The 17,997-nt window shown below is 38.4% G+C and carries 30 protein-coding genes; 7 read left to right on the top strand and 23 right to left on the bottom strand.

Annotation, left to right across the window (positions count from 1 at the left end):
• From M9949_14100 to M9949_14190, 19 genes are all read right to left on the bottom strand, one after another.
• Positions 1-802, bottom strand: an 802-nt coding sequence (locus M9949_14100; protein ID MCO5252535.1) for a hypothetical protein, incomplete at its 3' end; no start/stop codon positions are given.
• Between the two features lie 18 nt (positions 803-820).
• Positions 821-1,177: a hypothetical protein gene (locus M9949_14105; protein ID MCO5252536.1), complete on the bottom strand. Its 357-nt coding sequence runs from the start codon at positions 1,175-1,177 to the stop codon at positions 821-823.
• Between the two features lies 1 nt (position 1,178).
• Positions 1,179-1,691, bottom strand: a complete 513-nt coding sequence (locus M9949_14110; protein ID MCO5252537.1) for a hypothetical protein — start codon at positions 1,689-1,691, stop codon at positions 1,179-1,181.
• Between the two features lie 3 nt (positions 1,692-1,694).
• Entirely contained in the window at positions 1,695-2,195 is a 501-nt protein-coding gene (locus M9949_14115) for a hypothetical protein (GenBank protein ID MCO5252538.1), read from the bottom strand.
• Between the two features lie 2 nt (positions 2,196-2,197).
• Entirely contained in the window at positions 2,198-2,533 is a 336-nt protein-coding gene (locus tag M9949_14120) for a hypothetical protein (GenBank protein ID MCO5252539.1), read from the bottom strand.
• Position 2,534: 1 nt separating this feature from the next.
• Complete coding sequence (locus M9949_14125) at positions 2,535-2,861, bottom strand: hypothetical protein (protein MCO5252540.1); 327 nt, start codon at positions 2,859-2,861, stop codon at positions 2,535-2,537.
• The gene (locus tag M9949_14130) at positions 2,858-3,049 is read right to left on the bottom strand and encodes a hypothetical protein (protein ID MCO5252541.1); all 192 of its coding nucleotides are present in this window, start codon (positions 3,047-3,049) and stop codon (positions 2,858-2,860) included. Before M9949_14130 ends, M9949_14125 begins: the two co-directional genes overlap by 4 nt.
• Complete coding sequence (locus tag M9949_14135) at positions 3,046-3,306, bottom strand: hypothetical protein (protein ID MCO5252542.1); 261 nt, start codon at positions 3,304-3,306, stop codon at positions 3,046-3,048. Before M9949_14135 ends, M9949_14130 begins: the two co-directional genes overlap by 4 nt.
• On the bottom strand, positions 3,303-3,647 hold the full coding sequence (locus M9949_14140) for a hypothetical protein (GenBank protein ID MCO5252543.1): 345 nt from the start codon (positions 3,645-3,647) through the stop codon (positions 3,303-3,305). The genes M9949_14135 and M9949_14140 overlap by 4 nt, the downstream gene beginning before the upstream one ends.
• An 18-nt stretch (positions 3,648-3,665) precedes the next feature.
• The gene (locus M9949_14145; GenBank protein MCO5252544.1) at positions 3,666-4,421 is read right to left on the bottom strand and encodes a septal ring lytic transglycosylase RlpA family protein; all 756 of its coding nucleotides are present in this window, start codon (positions 4,419-4,421) and stop codon (positions 3,666-3,668) included.
• Positions 4,422-4,443: 22 nt separating this feature from the next.
• On the bottom strand, positions 4,444-5,118 hold the full coding sequence (locus M9949_14150) for a hypothetical protein (GenBank protein MCO5252545.1): 675 nt from the start codon (positions 5,116-5,118) through the stop codon (positions 4,444-4,446).
• Positions 5,066-5,314, bottom strand: coding sequence for a hypothetical protein (locus M9949_14155; GenBank protein MCO5252546.1), 249 nt, complete (start codon positions 5,312-5,314; stop codon positions 5,066-5,068). The genes M9949_14150 and M9949_14155 overlap by 53 nt, the downstream gene beginning before the upstream one ends.
• The gene (locus tag M9949_14160; GenBank protein MCO5252547.1) at positions 5,286-5,585 is read right to left on the bottom strand and encodes a hypothetical protein; all 300 of its coding nucleotides are present in this window, start codon (positions 5,583-5,585) and stop codon (positions 5,286-5,288) included. The genes M9949_14155 and M9949_14160 overlap by 29 nt, the downstream gene beginning before the upstream one ends.
• Before the next feature lies 1 nt (position 5,586).
• Positions 5,587-6,009, bottom strand: a complete 423-nt coding sequence (locus M9949_14165) for a hypothetical protein (GenBank protein ID MCO5252548.1) — start codon at positions 6,007-6,009, stop codon at positions 5,587-5,589.
• The gene (locus tag M9949_14170) at positions 5,999-6,436 is read right to left on the bottom strand and encodes a DUF1320 domain-containing protein (protein MCO5252549.1); all 438 of its coding nucleotides are present in this window, start codon (positions 6,434-6,436) and stop codon (positions 5,999-6,001) included. The genes M9949_14165 and M9949_14170 overlap by 11 nt, the downstream gene beginning before the upstream one ends.
• Before the next feature lie 5 nt (positions 6,437-6,441).
• Positions 6,442-6,810, bottom strand: a complete 369-nt coding sequence (locus M9949_14175) for a hypothetical protein (GenBank protein MCO5252550.1) — start codon at positions 6,808-6,810, stop codon at positions 6,442-6,444.
• Positions 6,810-7,064 (bottom strand): hypothetical protein, encoded by a 255-nt coding sequence (locus M9949_14180; protein ID MCO5252551.1) that lies wholly within the window; start codon positions 7,062-7,064, stop codon positions 6,810-6,812. Before M9949_14180 ends, M9949_14175 begins: the two co-directional genes overlap by 1 nt.
• A 10-nt stretch (positions 7,065-7,074) precedes the next feature.
• Complete coding sequence (locus tag M9949_14185; GenBank protein ID MCO5252552.1) at positions 7,075-8,019, bottom strand: major capsid protein; 945 nt, start codon at positions 8,017-8,019, stop codon at positions 7,075-7,077.
• Positions 8,012-9,178 (bottom strand): ATP-dependent Clp protease proteolytic subunit, encoded by a 1,167-nt coding sequence (locus tag M9949_14190; GenBank protein ID MCO5252553.1) that lies wholly within the window; start codon positions 9,176-9,178, stop codon positions 8,012-8,014. The genes M9949_14185 and M9949_14190 overlap by 8 nt, the downstream gene beginning before the upstream one ends.
• Before the next feature lie 210 nt (positions 9,179-9,388).
• Between M9949_14190 and M9949_14195 the strand changes: the two genes are divergently transcribed.
• The 6 genes from M9949_14195 to M9949_14220 are packed head-to-tail and all read left to right on the top strand — an operon-like array spanning position 9,389 to position 15,349.
• Entirely contained in the window at positions 9,389-10,822 is a 1,434-nt protein-coding gene (locus M9949_14195; GenBank protein ID MCO5252554.1) for a ParB N-terminal domain-containing protein, read from the top strand.
• Complete coding sequence (locus tag M9949_14200; protein MCO5252555.1) at positions 10,788-11,420, top strand: hypothetical protein; 633 nt, start codon at positions 10,788-10,790, stop codon at positions 11,418-11,420. The genes M9949_14195 and M9949_14200 overlap by 35 nt, the downstream gene beginning before the upstream one ends.
• The gene (locus M9949_14205; protein ID MCO5252556.1) at positions 11,410-12,642 is read left to right on the top strand and encodes a PBSX family phage terminase large subunit; all 1,233 of its coding nucleotides are present in this window, start codon (positions 11,410-11,412) and stop codon (positions 12,640-12,642) included. The genes M9949_14200 and M9949_14205 overlap by 11 nt, the downstream gene beginning before the upstream one ends.
• A 9-nt stretch (positions 12,643-12,651) precedes the next feature.
• A complete protein-coding gene (locus M9949_14210) occupies positions 12,652-14,205 on the top strand; it encodes a DUF935 domain-containing protein (GenBank protein ID MCO5252557.1) in 1,554 nt (517 codons plus the stop codon).
• Positions 14,205-14,879, top strand: a complete 675-nt coding sequence (locus tag M9949_14215; GenBank protein ID MCO5252558.1) for a phage head morphogenesis protein — start codon at positions 14,205-14,207, stop codon at positions 14,877-14,879. Before M9949_14210 ends, M9949_14215 begins: the two co-directional genes overlap by 1 nt.
• Positions 14,876-15,349 (top strand): phage virion morphogenesis protein, encoded by a 474-nt coding sequence (locus tag M9949_14220; GenBank protein MCO5252559.1) that lies wholly within the window; start codon positions 14,876-14,878, stop codon positions 15,347-15,349. The genes M9949_14215 and M9949_14220 overlap by 4 nt, the downstream gene beginning before the upstream one ends.
• A 14-nt stretch (positions 15,350-15,363) precedes the next feature.
• Here M9949_14220 and M9949_14225 read toward each other — a convergent pair whose 3' ends face one another.
• A complete protein-coding gene (locus tag M9949_14225) occupies positions 15,364-15,591 on the bottom strand; it encodes a hypothetical protein (GenBank protein ID MCO5252560.1) in 228 nt (75 codons plus the stop codon).
• Positions 15,592-15,621: 30 nt separating this feature from the next.
• Positions 15,622-16,599 carry an amidoligase family protein gene (locus tag M9949_14230; GenBank protein ID MCO5252561.1) on the bottom strand — a complete coding sequence of 326 codons (978 nt, stop codon included), beginning with the start codon at positions 16,597-16,599 and terminating at the stop codon, positions 15,622-15,624.
• Between the two features lie 312 nt (positions 16,600-16,911).
• On the opposite strand from M9949_14230, the gene M9949_14235 reads away from it, so the two are divergent.
• Positions 16,912-17,154: a hypothetical protein gene (locus M9949_14235; protein MCO5252562.1), complete on the top strand. Its 243-nt coding sequence runs from the start codon at positions 16,912-16,914 to the stop codon at positions 17,152-17,154.
• 74 nt (positions 17,155-17,228) lie between these two features.
• Here the strand turns inward: M9949_14235 and M9949_14240 are convergent, their stop codons facing one another.
• Together M9949_14240 and M9949_14245 are read right to left on the bottom strand one after the other, a co-directional pair.
• Positions 17,229-17,552 carry a hypothetical protein gene (locus M9949_14240; protein MCO5252563.1) on the bottom strand — a complete coding sequence of 108 codons (324 nt, stop codon included), beginning with the start codon at positions 17,550-17,552 and terminating at the stop codon, positions 17,229-17,231.
• Positions 17,553-17,567: 15 nt separating this feature from the next.
• Positions 17,568-17,996: a VRR-NUC domain-containing protein gene (locus tag M9949_14245; GenBank protein ID MCO5252564.1), complete on the bottom strand. Its 429-nt coding sequence runs from the start codon at positions 17,994-17,996 to the stop codon at positions 17,568-17,570.
• Between the last annotated feature and the right edge of the window lies 1 nt (position 17,997).

A 17,997-nucleotide genomic window follows, 5' to 3' on the forward strand; every position in this document is an offset into this window, starting at 1 on the left:
CTGCAAGAAGTATATCATCATATATAGCACATCCTGCCCAATCTTTATTCACGTTCCCTGCAGGTTGTTCTTCAACCCACACTCCATTTAATTTACTATATAATCGAGCGGTATTTCCAGCCATCATTTGACCATTATTTATAGAGCAACACCCCCAATTACTATTCACATTGCCTGCCGGTTGTTCATCAACCCATGTACCTGATAAATTACTATAAACTCTACCGTTTGACAATGACCTTGAGGTGGCTATCATTTGACCATTATTTATATCAGCCGACCACCAAACTCTATCAACATTTCCAGCAGGTTGTTCTTCTACCCACGTCCCATTCAATTTGCTGTATAATCTTCCTGTCGTCGCATTCACCCCTGCTATCATTTGACCATTATTTATAGCAACCGGTCTCCAATTTCTATTCACGTTCCCTGCAGGTTGTTCTTCAGACCATGAAGTACCATTATAACTATATAATCTACCATCTATGGAATTTTCTATTGAAACTATTATTTGACCCTTATGAATAGATGCTCCCATCCAATATTTATCAAAGTCTCCTGCCGGTTGGTGTTCGGCCCAAGCACCATTCAATTTACAATATACTCTGCCTGCAGTATTATTCACAACAGCAACCATTTGGTCGCCATCTACACAGCTACCAAACCATCTTCGATTTACATTACCTACAGGTTGTTCTTCAGACCAGACGCCATCCAGATAACTCCATAAACGGGTTAAATGAGCGGAAGCCATCATTCGTAATGATTTACCAAAAACTCTTCTTCTTATATTTGCATCCATATCTAAAAATTTATATTTTTACGAATAATTGTCACTCACCAACCATCTTCTAATAGTTCCGTCATAAATCATAGAAAAATCTTTGCTGGAAGACGCCGCTATTCTTTCGGTAGCCCTCTGAAATTCATCTGCTGTATTCGGCAAGGTTATTACAATACCGGAGCCTGATGAATTTTTCACAGTAATTAAATATGCGAAATTCTCTTGTATGTTAGATAATGAAAAACTTGCGTTTGCTGCTATAGTAGCTACAATCCAAGACCCATTATTGAAGTTAATTGTTAAATTGGACTGAGTATATTTTATTAATCCTGCACTTGACGCAATTTCAAACTCTTCCAAATTATTACCATTTATGCCAACAGCTTTTGCCACTTTACGCTCTTATTATTGGTTCGCCGATTTCAGTAGCTATTTCAGTTGTACTGATAGCTTTCCCAAGTCTCTGTCTGATGTGTCCTGCTGTTGTAGGGACTGTAGTTGTAACTCCGCCCGGAGTAGAAGCATCTAAGAAATAAACCGCTCCAACTGTTAATCCTGATTTTTGATTGTTTGTCTTGTTACCTAAGTAAACGGTTGCATTTGCGGGTGCTGTAACGTTTTCAAGAACAAAACCATCGGCTTTCTTAGTGATTGTTGAAGCATCTGCCTTACGTACCTTTTCACCACTTGAATCATGAATATTGACATAATCACCTGCTACTAAATTCTCGCTCGCAGCAATTAACTTTGTATCTGCTCCAACACCAACAGGCAAGAATGTTGCATCTAACTTCCCTGTTGCATCCGCTGCTATAATCTTACCTGCATCTCCTGCACCCGAACTTGCAACTAACCCCTCTACTTCTTCAAGGTTCGTAGTACCTACTTTTAAATATTTCTGTGCCATAATTTACCTCATTATTCCTATTTCTATATTTACAATTAAAGTTTCTGTATCTGATGCGTAACCTACAATTTGCCATATTCCTGTGCTTGGCGAAGTCAATGTAATATTGCCATCAAGCCCAAGATAATAAATTGCGTTCGCTGACAATCCCCAACCCGGATTTACAATCTTTCCGGTTCTTACTGTCACTGCATCGCCTAAACTTGCCGAATTTACCGACATTCCAACTAAACGATTGAAGCATTCAGGGTTGTCGTTTGATGCTTTATAAGCAAGTCCATCTTTCAAGTAAACCAATCTGTGTCCATTGATGACTTCGCCTGTTGTGTGAATTAAATCTAACTTACCATCAATAACAGCTTTAGTATAGTAGCGTTCGTCGTGATTGTGACCAACATCGTTATTTGCAGTTGAACTGTCCGTTTCCAAAACAGCAATTTTTGTTTCTTTCAATTCAACTTCGTGAACTTCGGTGGTTATATTGACTGATATAATGTGTTCCATCTCTACCCCGGTATCGGCTCTAAATTAAAAGTTAATTCAAGATGTCCCTGCAGTCCTTTTTTACGCGAAATCCTTGTACCGTCAGATTTTATGATGACAAACTCCCAATAATAAGTCGTTAATTCCAGATTTTTTGTCATAGCAGGAGTTATTACAACAAGAGTTTCGTATTCATTATCATGATCAGTTTTACTTATCCTTAGAGCGGGCTCAGGGTCTTTTGGTGACTTTTTCCAAGTGTGCACAATTGTTGTTCCCGTTAATGACTGTGGAACACTATTCAAGCTATAATTAAAGCGAATCTTTTCAGTCGCACCCCTGACCATCTCCGTTAGCATGTTACTTCCTATAAATATATATAACTGTATCTTTAATCAAAACTTCTCTACGTCTTGCAAACGGATTATCGAGACACCAAATAAGGTTACCATCTTTAAGTATTTCGTATTCAACTTCATTTGTAGAGCCGTCCATACATGGCGGTTCTGTCCAATATACCGGCTCATATCTCACAACAATGGAATCTATCGGAGCGGTATTTCTTTGGGCTTCTAACGGCTTCCAAGTAATTGATACATTCTCGTATATGTATTTAGCAGTATCACAACTTGACAAACTAAGTAGTATTACTGAGAATAACAATATTGATTTGATTAATTTATTCATGACTTCCCTTTTAAAGCATCTTGGATTTGTTGATACCTAAAGCATCGTTCGTACATTTCTACATTGAAAAACAAGAGTAGTGATTCGATTATGTCATTACGGCTACATTTGATTTCTTTAGCTGCCTTGTCAGCTTTTCGCCGTGCTTCGTCGCTAATGTTAATAGTCACAGGTTCGCGGTTTCTCATTGCTTTGCCTTTGGTGTTTTTACTTCACATATCTGTTTTTTATTAGTGGCTTTTAAAACATTGATATAATCTTTCATGATATATGAACTTCCATACATCCATCCTATGGCAGATACAGCTTTTACAACAATATTCCACTCCAATGGATTCCATTCAACGTTTATAAATGCGGCGAGTAGATAGATTGCAATGGTTAAAATGAGTACCCCAGTCAATCCACCAAATAAGTAGATACGTTTCTCGTTTATTTCGCTCATTTTTGCACCTTTCTCGGACGTCCAACTTTACGCTTTTCAGTAGTACCGTCAGCTTTGACAAACTTTCCTGTTTCATCGCGGAGAGCGTATTTGTTTTTGGGAGCGGATTCAGCTTGACCACCATCAGTAATTTTCTCAACTGTCTTTTTCAGTTCCTTAGCGGTTTCAACTTGAGCATCTTCGGCAGTCTTTTTTAGCTCCTCTTGAAGTTTGTCCGTGTTTACGCCTGTCTTATCTGCAATCCATTGCAATAACATTATTCCTATAAAGCATACAACAAGCAATCCAACCAACCCAAACAATACGGTATTATTATTAAATACTTCAATTAAAAATTCCATGATAAACTCCATATATTTTTAATAATTAAGCACTTCTACAAGTACTTTTCCTTTTCGTATATTAATTGAATCTGCTGCTGCACGACTCAAGTCAATTATTGCATTGTTTGCGAAGGGTCCACGGTCATTGATTCTGACTTCGACTGACTTTCCATTTCTGATGTTTGTGACTCTAACTCTTGTTCCAAATTCGAGTTCTTTGTGTGCTGCTGTGAAATCTTCCGGTCTATATATTTCTCCATTAGCTGTCCTGCGACCGTCAAAATAATCGGAATAATAGGTCGCAATACCTTCCATAGTTTCAAGAATCTCATCTTTAGTCTCCGCTTCTAAAAATTCATAATAACTTGTAACATCAGTTATATGTGTTGTGCCGTCAGCAACCATGCCTCTAAGCGTAATTTCCCTCATTTTTACTGCATCATTCACGTTCCCCCCGATAATAATGCCTTCTTGTGCTAAAGTGTCCCATGAAACAAACGTGTCAACATGTGCTCCGCCCGGTCTTCGCTTTACTCTCCAATCTCCGGGCTTAGGGATATAATTGCCATAAATTACGTCGCTTAAAGCATAAGTACGCCCAATTACTGCATAATCTCTTGCACGTGCGGACATAATGATTGGATATGCTTTGCCCTCTTTTGATTTTATCCCCCCAAAAATTCCACACCACGGCACAGGATATAAGAAGCCGAAATACTTACGCCAAACATCAATACTGTCACCACGATTTGAGCCTTTCGGTTGTTCAACAACATGAAGGCATTCAAGCATAAGCTGAACATGAAGTGGTATTTCACTCCTCGCTGTCTCCGATGCTTGGCTCTGTTCTTGTTTCTGCTTGTCTTTCAGTAGCAGTTGGTTGGCGATACTCTTCGCTCTGACTTCTGTCAGAGATAAGGGAATTTCCGACCTGAATGCCAGTGCTAATAATGACAACAAGAGCAAGAATAAATATAGCGGAAGCAATCGCATTTTGTGCTATCCTTTTAATTGTGTTTCCGGGTAATACAAATTCATCGTAAGCTAAAACCAGAGCCAACATCCCAAATGAGAAGAACACTCCAATTGCAACCGCGAATAGTGGCAGAAAGTAGAGCCAAAAAGTTAAAGACAATGCTCCTGTTACGGCTAATCCACCTATAACAAAGATGTTTCTTCGTGTGTTGAACTTTTTATCAGCTTCGGTAAGTTCTTCTGATGTCTCAAACGGTTGTTCGATTGCAATTTGAACATCTTTGCGAACCGATTTAACCTCGTCAATTAACAAATCCATCTCGTTTGAAATAGCAACTATTTCATCCATAAGCATTTGGTTTGGGTCTGCTTCGGTTTTAACTTCTTTGGGTCTAATATGCTCCAATATTTCGGCAATATTTTCTTCAAGACCTGTTAGTCTTTCATCAATCGTAGTCATGTCAGCCTCGCAGTATTTTAAAGAACGCATCGCCAAACCGCAAACTAAGTTCATCAGCTTGGTCATCTGTGATGTTTTTAGCTTCTTCTTTAGCCGCTATGGTCAACAAGCGTATTTCTTTGCTTAATACCAATAGGTCAACTTTGCCGGCAACCTCAAGTTCTTGCAAATCAGCATATGATAACAAGGAATTGATTTTTGTTAGCAATTTACCTATGTTATCAGTTTTCTTTTCTATATTCTCTGCCATATTTCGCCTTATACTCTATTGATTTAATTCTATCTTTCGAATCGTTAATTTCTTTTGAGTGGTCGTTGTATTTATTCCACAGTAACTCGAATTGCTTTGTCCAATTGTCATTCTTTTCGCTTTGTTTGTCCATAAAAGAAACAAGGCTTTGAACAATGATTTTAAGCTCTTTAACTGCATTCGCCGCTGACTTTAAAATAAAGCCGAAAAGCAGAAGGAAAACAGCTAAAATAAATTCGAGTATTATTCCAAGTATCAGCCAATTGTCCATGTTAGTGTCCTTGATATATGTTCTGAATGCCGACCTGTAAGTAAGCGATGTAAAGTCCGGTTTTCGCCGTTTTAACAGGTGACATTTCTCCGCGATATAAGTAGAAACTTTTGTTTAGTATATTTCTTGCCAATTCATAATGTTGAATAATCTCATCATCACCCTCCTGGCTTTTCGAGAAGATAAAGATGGTAAACAAATCAATGAGTTTTCCGTATATCCCTCCACTTTTCGGTCCCGGCTCTTCCGCAGACCATGCTATGTAAATAGCACCGTCGGGTTTGGCTTGCGCTTCCTTGCCAATACTCTCTAATGCTTCAGGTGAATCAGGAAATGATGTAACAGTGATGTATGGTCTAATTCCGGCTTCTTTAAATCCAGAAATCAAATCATCTTTGATTTTATTTCTCAGCTCAATTATCATAGCTCTCCAATCGGCACTTTGTAAATACCTGAGAAGGGCTTGTTACAGCGATTCCTTTTCTTGTTTTTCGTGGAATTCCCGCTAATGTTATTGAACCGTTGCGAATCCGCTCAAGCATATTTAATTGCTCTTGATATGAAAGAACTACTGCCTTCATCTGCTCGTCATCATACACCATTTGGTACAAGAAGTATTTAAAAATCTCGAATTGAATCCTTGTCAACACTTGTTTCGATGGAAAATTTTCACTTTCCAAAGCTACTCCGCTTAAATCATAAATATCTGATAACATCAAATCGATATAAGCGCCCGCCTCACTCATCAAGAGCTCAAGTTTATCGGGCGCCGAATCATTATTAGTAAAAGCATTGATATCTTGCTCAGGTATCTTGCTTGTGATATAATCTCTATTTAATAAATTAAACATTTTTTTTATGGAGCTGTTACTGGTAATTTGAATTTAGTCAAGAACACTTCCTGAACTTCGTCAGCTGCTGCATCATGCAGCAATATGCCGTTTACGTAATCACCCTCTACTGCTAAAACGCCGTCACCTGCAATGTCGGATGCGATTAATGCACCTTTTGTGAGTTCTGCTTTGATTTTCACCAAGATAGTACCGGATGTTACTACAGAACCTTCATCTCCATTGTCCCATTCGTGTTCAGTTACTCCAAGAGCCAAGGCACCGGCAGCCGGTAAAACTCCAGCTGGGGTTATGAATTTAAATCCGCCGACAGCTGCTCCAAATGTTACCCCTATTCTGCTCTGAGGCACATAGGTTGGGTTTACTTTAGACATTATTTATCTCCTTTAATAGTTTGTGTTTCGATTTTTTCAGTTGTTTTTTCCGTCTCAGGAAGTTTGGATTGCTCACCACCTTTTGGAGCTTTGATTTCCTTTCCTGTTTCTTTTGTCGCTTCCGGAACTGATTCCATAATGGTCACAATTCCGCCCAATCTAGCAATCTCTGTATCAGTTAGTTCGACTATGGAGCCGGCTTTATACCGAACTCCATTTTTGCGAATACCGACCGCTATTTTACACTTATTCATATTCTACCTCTTACTCTACATAAGCATTAGTGATTAAAAAGCCTGCATCCTTCTGAGTAATGTGTGCTTTGTAGAACATTGTAGCAGCGATTAGTTGCAACTTGCTATGATTTGCTGAGTCAAACGACACTTCAGGATATCCATTCAAAAGGAAAGTCTTTCCGAAGCTTTGTTCGAACTTAGATTTTGTTCTTGCAAGGTTCTTATTGTAAGCCATTGCAACAACATCTCCCCATAAGTCAATGTTAGTCTTAGTAGCCGGGTCTTCGTACATACCTGAACCGATTTTAATTGTTACATTGTTGCCAATCAGTCCTGCAATGAGTGCTTCTGATACAATCCCGGTTTGAGTATACTTAATTCTATCCAAGATTTTTGGATGATTTTGTAGAGCATTAAATACTCTCGGACCAAAAATAAGGACGTTCGGTAAGTAGTTGATTTTGCGACGTACTGTTTCCATAGCATCTTGAATTACCACTAATGGGTCAGAAAGCGGATCATTGAATTCTTCACCCGAAGATAAAGCTTCAACATGGTCAACACTATATGTAGCAGTATTTTGAATTAACTCGATTGCTTCTACTTCCTTGCCAAGATACAAAGAAGCGAGCAAGGCATCAAGAGCGTATTTTTCCAAATCCATCACATCTTCAGCGGCTTCGATTTCGAGATAATCAAGAGCCGTTTCCAAAGCATGTTCATTCAACATAAACTCTTTTAAACTCCAGTTGTCCGTTGGCATCGTTTTCACGGGTGCTTTCATTGGTCTGGAAGTATCATGAACACGCATGTGCTCGTTACCGAAAACAGGATATTCTCCGGTTTTCTTTTCCACAAAAGTGTCAGGCAAAATAAATTGGCTGACAAATGCTGACTGTTCAAACTGCTGAGCAAGGCTCGTCAGAATCGGATCAACCCCCAGTCTCAGGTTTTTTGTTCTTTTGTTAGGCATCTTTCTCTATCTCCTTCATTAAAATTTGTAATGCTTGGTTGTAATCGTCAATGCTGTCTCGCTTCATGATTGCCAAGATTGCTTCGTGGGTCTTCTCACGACCTTCTTCTGTATTAAAATCAACTTGAGATAAGTTGACAACAGCCGCAGAAATCGGCAATGGGTCTTCGAGTGATGACAAACTTTTGCGAGATGCGATTTCTTCTATTCGTTTGTCGTACGGAGTCTTGCCATTGATGCGATATTTTTCGTCCATACTCAAAGTTTTGAGCATGATTAGCTCTTGCTCAAGTTCGTATTTGTTTTCTTCTGAATTTTCAGCAGGAAGGATTTTGTCCTTAATTCGTTCGATGTCAAGTCTAACTTGATTAACAAGTTCTTGCTGTTGCATCGTAGCTACTTGTGCGTTCAATGTCGAAATTTGTGTCGATAACTCATCATGAGTTTTCATCAATTCCGAATTGGTCGTTTTCAAGGTCTCGTTCTCTGATTGAATCGCAGTTATTTGCGATGAGAATTCTACAACCTTGTTGTTTAGCTCAGTAATTTGAGCATCTTTGGGGTCCATGTTTCCTCCAGTTATTGTTATTGGTTTTGAGTTGCGATGTTTCATTGCGTAAATTTGTGTTTTGGCAAGAATAACTTTTTTGACTTCGTCCTGTGTTGGCGAGTAGATTTTGTCAACAAGTTTATATTCTAAACACTCGGTAGCTGTCATGTAGCGGTCTTCAGACATCAAAGCATCAATATCTTCGGCTTCCATGCCAGTTTTTGTTTTGTATGCAGCGATGATGGAATCTTTAATTGCCTCAAGGTCTTTAGCAACCTTTTGCATTTCATCAGCATTGCCGATTACTACTGTCCAGGGCTTATGAATAAGCATCATAGCAGTCTCTGCAATCATTACTTCTCGTCCGGCGCACGAAATTACAGAAGCTATTGAACTTGCTTCACCAATTATTTTTATAATTGGTCTTTTTTCTGCCAATAAATTATAAATTGCGATGCCTTCGAACACACTTCCACCAACAGAATTGATGTAAACTGTAAGTTCTTCACCTTCCTTGTGGTTTTCTAATTTCTTACGTATCATCTTCGCAGATACGCCCCAGTCCTCATCTCCCCAAGGTGTTATTTGTCCAAAAATATCAATTTCCATAAGTCCCTCATCTATTTTTTTTAAAAGTATAAACTACTTGTGTTATTTTTTTTTCCAAATCGCATGCGATTTAGCATGTGATTTAGCATGTGATTTAGCATGCGATTTAGCATGCGATTTAGCAAGTGATTTAGCAAGTGATTTGGAAAGTAATTTAGCATAAAAAATAACACACTTTTGTAGTATGGTTACACTAATATTGGAGCAATTATGGATTTAGAAGCACTTAAAAAGAGTATTATTCCCTTTTTCAACTCAAAAAAGCTATCAGAAATGAATATTCCCGAGTATGAGGTGAATAACTATTTACAATATAAAGTTTTTCCGAGAGAAATACTCGTGAAAGCTGATTGGAACTACAAAAACAACAATGATTTTACAAGCGAAAAGCTAACAAATAACATAAAAAGAATTGGGCAAGTTGAAAATATTCAAGTCCGGTTACTCGAAACAGGATTTTATGAAGTTGTAAATGGTAATCATCGCTTAGACAGCAACGATGCCATAGGCAGGAAGTTCATTGTGGCTTACGACCACGGTAAAATATCACTCGCAGAAGCACAGCGTATTGCAATCGAAACTAATGAAACCAGATTCGAGCATGACCCGGAAAAACTCGCTCGGATTATGAATGATTTGAAACTAACTTACGATACAGGCGAGCTTGATTTAACAATGCCTTTCGATTCAAAGCAAATTGAAGAGTTGTTGAAATTTGATTCTTCAGAAATCCCATTATCTGATATCATCGAAGATGATTATGATGAACCACTCCGAGAAAAACCCAAAACTCAGCCCGGAGACTTGTATGAGTTGAACAATCACCGTATGCTTTGTGGTGACTCTACCTCAAAAGACGATGTAGCAAGATTGATGAATGGGGAAGTGGCTCATATGCTTCATACTGATCCCCCTTACAATGTGCAATATGCCGAACTCAATAAAAAACGCTCCAAGACCGGTAAAGATTGGACTGATGTTTACTGTACAGACTGGAATGATTCAATGGCAGATGTAGATTATGAAGAGTTTGTCTTTAAATTCCTTGAGCTTGCGAAACTAAATATGATTGAACACGCTCATTACTACGTCTGGCATGCTACTTCATACATTCGAACTTTCCTAAACGCTTTTGAGAAACTTGAAATTCCAATTGACAAAGTTCCAATCATTTGGGTTAAGCAAGTTGCGCCTCTCTCATGGGTTCGATATAAAAGAAAATACGAACCTTGCATATTTGCAGGCAAAGGCGCGGTAAATGGTAATGGGGAAGGGGCTCGTTGGTTTGGTCCCAATAATGAAAATAATATTTGGGAATATAATCGTGAAGACAATCGAAATTATATCCATCCAACCCAGAAACCTGTTACTCTGCCTGCAAGAGCTATCAAGAACAGCTCAAAAGAAAATGAAATTGTTCTCGAGTTATTTGGAGGCTCCGGCTCAACACTTATAGCTGCGGAACAACTTGTTAGAAGATGCTTTGTTATGGAATTATCTCCGGCATTTGTGGATAATATTGTCCTTCGATACTTCAAATATTGCGAAGATAATAATATACAATGCGAAGTGAAATTGAATGGAAGTTTAATAAATAAGGATTACTTCAATGAGGTCATCGAAGAAAGTGTTGGTTTATCCTGAATGGGAAAAGCAGCCCAAAGAATCAACGATAGCGTGGGAATATTTTAAATCATATCGAGACATGGGTATTTTTCGCTCGCATCGAAATGTCGCTAAAATCTTTAATACACCTGAACGAGTAGATATTGCACGTCGCAATATCGGTAACATTGCAGCAATCTGGAGATGGACTGAACGGATTGATGCTTATCAGCGCCATCTCGATAAAATCCAAATGGAAGAAACCGAAAAAGCTGTAAAGGAAATGGCTTCTCGGCACGCAGATTATGCCAAGAATACTATCTATGCTGCATACTTCCCGATTATCGAATTGCTTAAGAAAATTCAACGTGGTGACACGAAGGATATTACAGATATGTCATCGAAAGAGTTACTTGCTCTAACTTTCAAATCAGCACAGGTGCTTGTGAGTGTTGCTGACTTGGAACGTAAGACGCGTGGCGAACCTACAGATATTCGGAAAATGGGACTTGACCATACTTCCGGAGGTGAAAAAATCAAACCAAGTATCAGCATCAATGTGTCGGGGTCTCAGTCTAATTTACTCAAAGAAAAGAAGATTCCAAAAGAAATTGATTTTGAAGAAGATGATGATTGATGAAATCAATATAAGTGTTTCGCCTGTGTTTTACGCAAATCATCTTGCTTTCAATGACCCAAATTACAATATCATTGTCAATCAAGGAGGTACGCGGAGTGGTAAGACTTTTTCAATCCTGCAATTATTATGTATCGAAGCTTACTATTCTACCGAGCCTCTTGAAATTTCAACTGTGTCGCACACTTTGCCACATATCAAAAAAGGTTCTTTACGAGATTTTTTTAAAATTATGCAATCAATGGGAATATACGAAGATAAAAAGTTTAATAAAACTGAAATGATTTACAAATTCTCTCCCAACGTATTCATGGAGTTTTTCTCAGCTGATAACGGGGATAAATTACGCGGTCCGTCTCGTGATATATTGTTTGTGAATGAAGTAAACTTACTCTCTTTCGATGAATGGAAGCAGCTGATTATGCGTACGCGTGGCAAAACATTCTGCGATTATAATCCTGCTGATGAATTCCATTGGATCTACGACAGTGTGTTACCTCGCAAGGATGTCAAGTTCATCCAGAGCACATACTTGGATAATTATGACTTCTTGCCACAATCTCAAGTTGACGAAATCGAGAGATTGAAAATTGAAGACCCAGCCTATTGGAAAATATACGGACTTGGAGAGAAAGCTCAAGCTACCAATCTGATTTATACTAAATTCCGAACTGCCAACACTTGCCCTTCAGGTGATGTTATTTATGGGCTTGATTTCGGATATAACAATCCTACAGCGCTCGTTGAAATAACTAACGCTGACAATGAAATCTATCTTCGAGAACGCATCTATGAAACAAAACTTACGAACAGTGATTTAATCGAAAAATTTAAAACCATGAATCTCGGCAATGCTTTCATTTATGCAGATTCTGCGGAGCCTCAACGAATTGACGAAATTTACAGAGCCGGGTTTAATATTCATCCGGCAGACAAAGCTGTTAAACCCGGAATTGACTATTGCAAGAGATACAACCTGAACATCCTTTCGGATTCACCCTACATTTTGAAAGAAATTAAGGGTTACAAGTATAAGGAGGATAAAAACGGCAACATTATTGACGATTCGCCTCTCAAATTTAACGACCACGCGATGGATGCCTTTCGCTACGCTCTCTATACGCATGGTGTGAAGTATTGGACAACACAAAAAATGTTCTTTCCGAAGAATATTCTTCAAAACACTCGACTATCAATTAAAGATTCACTCAACAAAATGTAAGGTTAGAAAATGGAAAAAAACGATTTTACAAAAAGTATCAATGTTATCAAAAATAAGGTTGAGAAAAAGTCAACCATTACTGATAGACTTGAAACTCTTAATGACACATACAGTCGTTACAACAAGTTACTACCGAATCCGAACAAACTGCTCCGACAAAGAGGGCATGATATTTTTCAAGAAGTTCTCATGGATGCTTTTGTTCGCGGATGTGTTAGCACCGTCTTTGAGGCTATTTCAAGTCTCGAATATGAAGTAGTAAAAAATGGCGCATCAGCCGCTGAAGTTGAGCTCGCAAATTCAACTCTCGCACGTTTGACATCAAACAATCTCATTAAGCAAATTGTTTGGAGCATGTTTTATGGCAATCAGTATCTGAATGTGATATGGAAAAAGGATAAATACTACGAAATTGACAAAGTTATTGAGCTCCCTCACAATGCTTTTTTCTACGATATAGACAGAGTTTTAAAAATCATAACTAAACCAAGTGATATTAACGGTCAGGAAATCGAACCTTATCGCTTAATTTCGCCAACTTATGAGCCAAGCTGGGAGAATCCATATGGTAACGGATTGTTCCTAAATTGCTACAAAAAAGTATTTATCAAAAACAATGTTGCAGATTTCTGGACTATCTTTACCGAAATTCACGGCTCGCCGGGTGTCAAAGGAACATTTACTCAAGCAGCAGCAAGCTTGATGAACATGGACATAGAGACTTTCACAGAGTGGTTTAATGATTTGCTTGGCAAGATGGTGCAGCAAAAAGTTATCACTCACCCGGAAGGCACGGAGGTTGACTTATTCCCATCAGGCTCAATCGGTAGTGCAGATATTTATGGCAGACTCATTGACTATTGCAACACGGAGTTATCTATTCTTATCCTTGGTCATGAAGGCGCATCATCATCAACACCCGGAAAACTCGGAAGTGAGGATATGGCGCTATCTGCTAAAGTTGATAGGATAGAGGCATATACTAAATTTCTGATTCAACATATCAACACTCTTTTGCGTTGGCAGCATGAGTTAAATTTTCCGGGACAAAAACATTGCACAATTCGATTTTTCCAACTCGACGATATGGAGAAGTATCAAGCTAAAGCAGATTTATTGACCTCGCTGTCAGCAATTGGATTCACGCCAAACGAAGATTACATCGAAACTGAGTTCAATATTGATAAGAAATACTTCACTTTGAATAAGAGTCCACAGATTATTGAAGCTCCCACAGAGGCACCGGCTGAGAAAGAAACAGTAAAGAAAAACTTTATTCCGCTTCCTGTTCAAAACATACGCAATGAAAATGATGAAGAGACTGAAACTTTGGAGGATCAGTTCGCCGAGCATGTACTAACTTCAATGGAATTCAAAAGTTTGAAAGATGCCACTATCGAAACTATCGCCAAATTTGTTGACGATGCAGAATCTTACGAAGAACTCGAAGATAAACTTTTCAATGTTTATGATGATTTGAATATTCAGGACAAAAAAGACTTCGTTTATCGCATGATGACAGTAATGAATGCTTATGGTTACCACCAATCGGAGATAGACTAATGGATATCGAATTTAAAGATTTAATAATCGCTTTCGAGAAGGACCCGAAAGAAGTGAGGGATTACTTCGAATCACTCGGCATCGTGCTTTCCGATGATTGGGAAGACTTCCTAAAACAGTTTGAGAAAGATGCTTTCAAAATTGCAGGAGTAAACAACGCAAATCACCTGATGGATGCCAAGAAGTTAATTTCCGATGCTATCGCAAACGGCACACCTCTAAGTGATTTCAAGAAACAGTTCCGGCAGAGCATGAATCTGAGAGCATGGCACGCTGACCTCGTCGTTACGCAAAACATCTCTAACGCTTACAATGGTGGACGATTCCAACAACAGAGTGAAGATGTTGATTACTTTCCTTACCTGCAACCAATTACGATGAATGATAAGAAGTCCACGCCCGGATGCAAGTGGCTTGACGAGCAAAACATCTGCTTTAAAATTAAGGATAAAAATCTTAAGCTGATGTATTCTCCACGACACTTTCATTGCCGTACTATCTATGTTTCCATCACCGAAAAACAACGAGAGCGTGAAGGATTGACAGTAAAGGAAATATCAACAATACCTAAAAAATACTTGAACGCTCCTGAGTTTCGCAAATTGCCGAACACAGCATTTGAGCCTGATTTGTCAGGCTTTCCAAAGGAATTAAAGGAGAAAATAAAGCAATGAGTGAGAACACTAAATTCAGATTTGAAATCTTGGCTGATGAAGCTCGCAATGCTATCCGAGCGATGGTGGCAAAAGAAATAGACCTTTATCCGTTTTACAATAGAGTTGGCAAACTTTTACTTACAGCTGTAAGTAAACAGTTTATAAAAATCGGTGGCTATTTCCCAAATAACAAAAAATGGGAGAAGCTCGCTCCTTCTACAAGAATGGATAGGAAACGAAAAGGATACACACCTATACGTATTTTGCGAAGAACAGCAGGTGATGCCGGACTGCTTGGCTCTATCAACTACTCAGCATCACGTGAAGGGGTTACTATCGGAACCAACGTCCCGTATGCAGTTCATCTGCATTACGGGACTCGGTTCATGCCGGCTCGACAAATATTTCCCGAAGACGGTTTGCCGGACGAAGTTCTCGAAGATATAGCAGATGCTTTTTTAGATTTCTATGTTAAAGTTTTTAAATAGCTCTAAGTTTGTGCTTAGAGTATTTCTACATATCCGCTTTCGATTAGATCCGCAACAAAAGAACCTGTTGTTCGGTTGTTTATTTCCTTGCTTTTATCCACCATCACTCTCTCAGCAAGTTGCTGCATGAAATCCTTGATGTTTTCACAGTAACCAAACATTGAGGATTCGTTAAGCTTCTGGACGAACTCATCAGCGTTTTTTGCTTCGATGAGTTCGCCTGTGTTCAATTTGTAAATCATTTTATACTCCAAATAATAATAAATAAATAATTAAGCTAATTCTTGCTTTCTACTTCTAAAATAAGCAATTGTTTGTTCATCTAAAAAATTATCGAATTCATTCTCGTTCTCAGTTTGGAAAGTTCCTTGCTTGGAAAATTCAATCAATCTCGCTAAAAATTTTATCCAGTTGCTTACTTTCTTGAAATCAACTGTCCCGCCATGCTGTCTGAATTCTACCGAACCGTGTCTCCAAAATGCACTCGCATTGATTTTATAATATCTGCTGTCTCCGGTTATCTTCCTGTGCAATGCTTTCACGCTGTCAACAATGTTTCCCAAGTTCCGGGCTGCTTTAATCTTTGTTTCAAATTCCGAAACTCTCATGCTTTGGCAATAAGTGTTGTTGTTGGCTCTTCTCGAATTTGGCATGATTGAATCAATGTGCTTTTCAATCTTTGCGTAATTGATGAACAAATTTTTCCAAGTTTGAAATTCAAAATCTCTTGCATCAAGGTGAATGTGCAATCCGCATGTTCTGTTTACTCTCCCTTCCAATCCTCTCGCAATAAGCATCACGGTCTTTAACTCTGCCAATCCTTGTGTCCCTTCCAAAATCGGGCTTACCAATTCGAGGCTGTTGTTTCCTGATATCGAACCGTCTGAAGTAATTTTCCAATATCCTGTGTTCGATGTTAATCTTTGTCCTTCTCTAATTGGAATTCCGGCATTTGCTAATTCGGTTCGTAATTCATCTCTGCTTACTCCGAACATTTCAATTTCTACTCCAAAGCGATGGTTGAATGTAAAGCTTTCCAATCTGAAGCCTCTGTGAATCGCTTCTCTTAATTCCCTTCTCCCTCTGGTTCTAATCCTCTCAGGAAAAATGTTTGCAAAAACATTCTGAACGAAACCGTAGTTTGTTCCTACTAACTCTGCAACTTGCTGTCTGCTCAAGCCAAGTCTCAAAAGTTGTTCAATCTTCCATGTCTTGGTTTGATTGCTGTTTAAAATTTCTTGTTGTGTCATTGTGTTAAGTCCTCTAATTCTAATTGTTTAACATTTTCTATGTCTAACTTAACACATTAATTTAACACACGCAAGTTATAAATCTATATAAATCAACTATTTAAGAAAATAAACAAAACTTTATTTTCACAGATTTTCAATTAACGGCACAGCATATGATGGCAAATAAAATATTTTAAAATAAATCAAACAAATCTACATAAATAGTTGATTTATATAGACTTATCACATTATAAAACTTGCACAAGTCATTATATTGGTTTACATTAGACATGTAATTAATCAACAATACGAATTATTAAAGGATTTAAAATGAAAAACTTAAGAACAACACTCACAGCAACCTTCGAATGGGAAACCGAAGAGTACAACGAACAATTAGACGATTTCCAAATGGTAACAAAATCATGCGAATATTCATGGGAAATCGAAATTGAAAACGAATGGGGCATCAAAGAATATTGCATCGAAATTCACTATGTCTCTGGAGATTCTTTTGACGAAGAGATTGAAGAAAAAATTAGAGAATTGGTTTTTGACGAAGAATGTAATTAAAACAACAGCCAAGACAAAAAGCCCCGAAAGGGGCTTGTCTTTTGCCAAAAATTGACAAGCCAAAACTTGGCAAGTCAGATTTTACAAAGTAATTTGCGAACCTCTCGCAATGGACGATTTATTTCTTGTGAAATCTGATATTCAGTTTTCTTATCCATCGGTTTGCCACTGTACCGCGTTTTCAAATAATCAACAAGCAGTTCATCCATGAACCTGGTCGATGGTATGTGTAGTGTCAATCCGTCAAATCTTGCGAGTAATTTTCTTGCTGTTTGGAGGTCTATCACTTCAGCAACAAGCTGGATATCCCCTGATAGATGCTCCATTTTCAGGTTGTCTAAAATCTCCTCTTTAAGTTCCATGTGTTGGTTTCTCCTGTCGCCAATTATGTTTAACATCAATATCAGTCAACGTCACGTCGGCTTGTGTAGTTTCGACACTTTTGCAATCTTCTCTTCCGGCAGATTATCTACTGCCATTTCAAGAATTTTTGTAACGTTGACCCCATACTTTTTCTTAAGCTGTGAAAGCTTATATTTTGTTGTGTTGCTACATCCAACTGCTGTACCCATGACATCCTCCTCAAAAAATTTGATAAACTCATTGAAGCTCGAAGTGACAATCGTCTGACCTCCTGCCTCCTTAATTTGTTCGAGATTGTAGCATTGCAGAGCTGTTGCTTTGTTTCCGGGTGACTTGACTTCAACAGCAAAATACTGTCCCTGCCAACATCCGATTATGTCGGGAACACCATTTCGGTTTGACACAACGGTTTTCACAATGTAAGCACCGGTTGCTTTGAGATGCTTCAGAATCTTGCTTTGCAATGCTTTCTCTGTCATC

The organism is Candidatus Kapaibacterium sp. (genome assembly GCA_023957315.1).
Taxonomy (GTDB): Bacteria; Bacteroidota; Ignavibacteria; order Kapaibacteriales; family UBA2268; genus PGYU01.

What these genes read in the sequence shown, in the direction of transcription:
- M9949_14115 (MCO5252538.1), bottom strand. Translation starts at nt 2,195, where the DNA reads ATGGAACACATTATATCAGTCAATATAACCACCGAAGTTCACGAAGTT.
- M9949_14205 (MCO5252556.1), top strand. Translation starts at nt 11,410, where the DNA reads ATGATGATTGATGAAATCAATATAAGTGTTTCGCCTGTGTTTTACGCA.
- M9949_14175 (MCO5252550.1), bottom strand. Translation starts at nt 6,810, where the DNA reads ATGTCTAAAGTAAACCCAACCTATGTGCCTCAGAGCAGAATAGGGGTA.
- M9949_14145 (MCO5252544.1), bottom strand. Translation starts at nt 4,421, where the DNA reads ATGCTTGAATGCCTTCATGTTGTTGAACAACCGAAAGGCTCAAATCGT.
- M9949_14235 (MCO5252562.1), top strand. Translation starts at nt 16,912, where the DNA reads ATGAAAAACTTAAGAACAACACTCACAGCAACCTTCGAATGGGAAACC.
- M9949_14135 (MCO5252542.1), bottom strand. Translation starts at nt 3,306, where the DNA reads ATGAGCGAAATAAACGAGAAACGTATCTACTTATTTGGTGGATTGACT.
- M9949_14185 (MCO5252552.1), bottom strand. Translation starts at nt 8,019, where the DNA reads ATGCCTAACAAAAGAACAAAAAACCTGAGACTGGGGGTTGATCCGATT.
- M9949_14155 (MCO5252546.1), bottom strand. Translation starts at nt 5,314, where the DNA reads ATGGCAGAGAATATAGAAAAGAAAACTGATAACATAGGTAAATTGCTA.
- M9949_14210 (MCO5252557.1), top strand. Translation starts at nt 12,652, where the DNA reads ATGGAAAAAAACGATTTTACAAAAAGTATCAATGTTATCAAAAATAAG.
- M9949_14195 (MCO5252554.1), top strand. Translation starts at nt 9,389, where the DNA reads ATGGATTTAGAAGCACTTAAAAAGAGTATTATTCCCTTTTTCAACTCA.
- M9949_14220 (MCO5252559.1), top strand. Translation starts at nt 14,876, where the DNA reads ATGAGTGAGAACACTAAATTCAGATTTGAAATCTTGGCTGATGAAGCT.
- M9949_14225 (MCO5252560.1), bottom strand. Translation starts at nt 15,591, where the DNA reads ATGATTTACAAATTGAACACAGGCGAACTCATCGAAGCAAAAAACGCT.
- M9949_14200 (MCO5252555.1), top strand. Translation starts at nt 10,788, where the DNA reads ATGAGGTCATCGAAGAAAGTGTTGGTTTATCCTGAATGGGAAAAGCAG.
- M9949_14110 (MCO5252537.1), bottom strand. Translation starts at nt 1,691, where the DNA reads ATGGCACAGAAATATTTAAAAGTAGGTACTACGAACCTTGAAGAAGTA.
- M9949_14120 (MCO5252539.1), bottom strand. Translation starts at nt 2,533, where the DNA reads ATGCTAACGGAGATGGTCAGGGGTGCGACTGAAAAGATTCGCTTTAAT.
- M9949_14190 (MCO5252553.1), bottom strand. Translation starts at nt 9,178, where the DNA reads ATGGAAATTGATATTTTTGGACAAATAACACCTTGGGGAGATGAGGAC.
- M9949_14170 (MCO5252549.1), bottom strand. Translation starts at nt 6,436, where the DNA reads ATGTTTAATTTATTAAATAGAGATTATATCACAAGCAAGATACCTGAG.
- M9949_14165 (MCO5252548.1), bottom strand. Translation starts at nt 6,009, where the DNA reads ATGATAATTGAGCTGAGAAATAAAATCAAAGATGATTTGATTTCTGGA.
- M9949_14245 (MCO5252564.1), bottom strand. Translation starts at nt 17,996, where the DNA reads ATGACAGAGAAAGCATTGCAAAGCAAGATTCTGAAGCATCTCAAAGCA.
- M9949_14125 (MCO5252540.1), bottom strand. Translation starts at nt 2,861, where the DNA reads ATGAATAAATTAATCAAATCAATATTGTTATTCTCAGTAATACTACTT.
- M9949_14230 (MCO5252561.1), bottom strand. Translation starts at nt 16,599, where the DNA reads ATGACACAACAAGAAATTTTAAACAGCAATCAAACCAAGACATGGAAG.
- M9949_14130 (MCO5252541.1), bottom strand. Translation starts at nt 3,049, where the DNA reads ATGAGAAACCGCGAACCTGTGACTATTAACATTAGCGACGAAGCACGG.
- M9949_14180 (MCO5252551.1), bottom strand. Translation starts at nt 7,064, where the DNA reads ATGAATAAGTGTAAAATAGCGGTCGGTATTCGCAAAAATGGAGTTCGG.
- M9949_14140 (MCO5252543.1), bottom strand. Translation starts at nt 3,647, where the DNA reads ATGGAATTTTTAATTGAAGTATTTAATAATAATACCGTATTGTTTGGG.
- M9949_14160 (MCO5252547.1), bottom strand. Translation starts at nt 5,585, where the DNA reads ATGGACAATTGGCTGATACTTGGAATAATACTCGAATTTATTTTAGCT.
- M9949_14240 (MCO5252563.1), bottom strand. Translation starts at nt 17,552, where the DNA reads ATGTTAAACATAATTGGCGACAGGAGAAACCAACACATGGAACTTAAA.
- M9949_14150 (MCO5252545.1), bottom strand. Translation starts at nt 5,118, where the DNA reads ATGAACTTAGTTTGCGGTTTGGCGATGCGTTCTTTAAAATACTGCGAG.
- M9949_14215 (MCO5252558.1), top strand. Translation starts at nt 14,205, where the DNA reads ATGGATATCGAATTTAAAGATTTAATAATCGCTTTCGAGAAGGACCCG.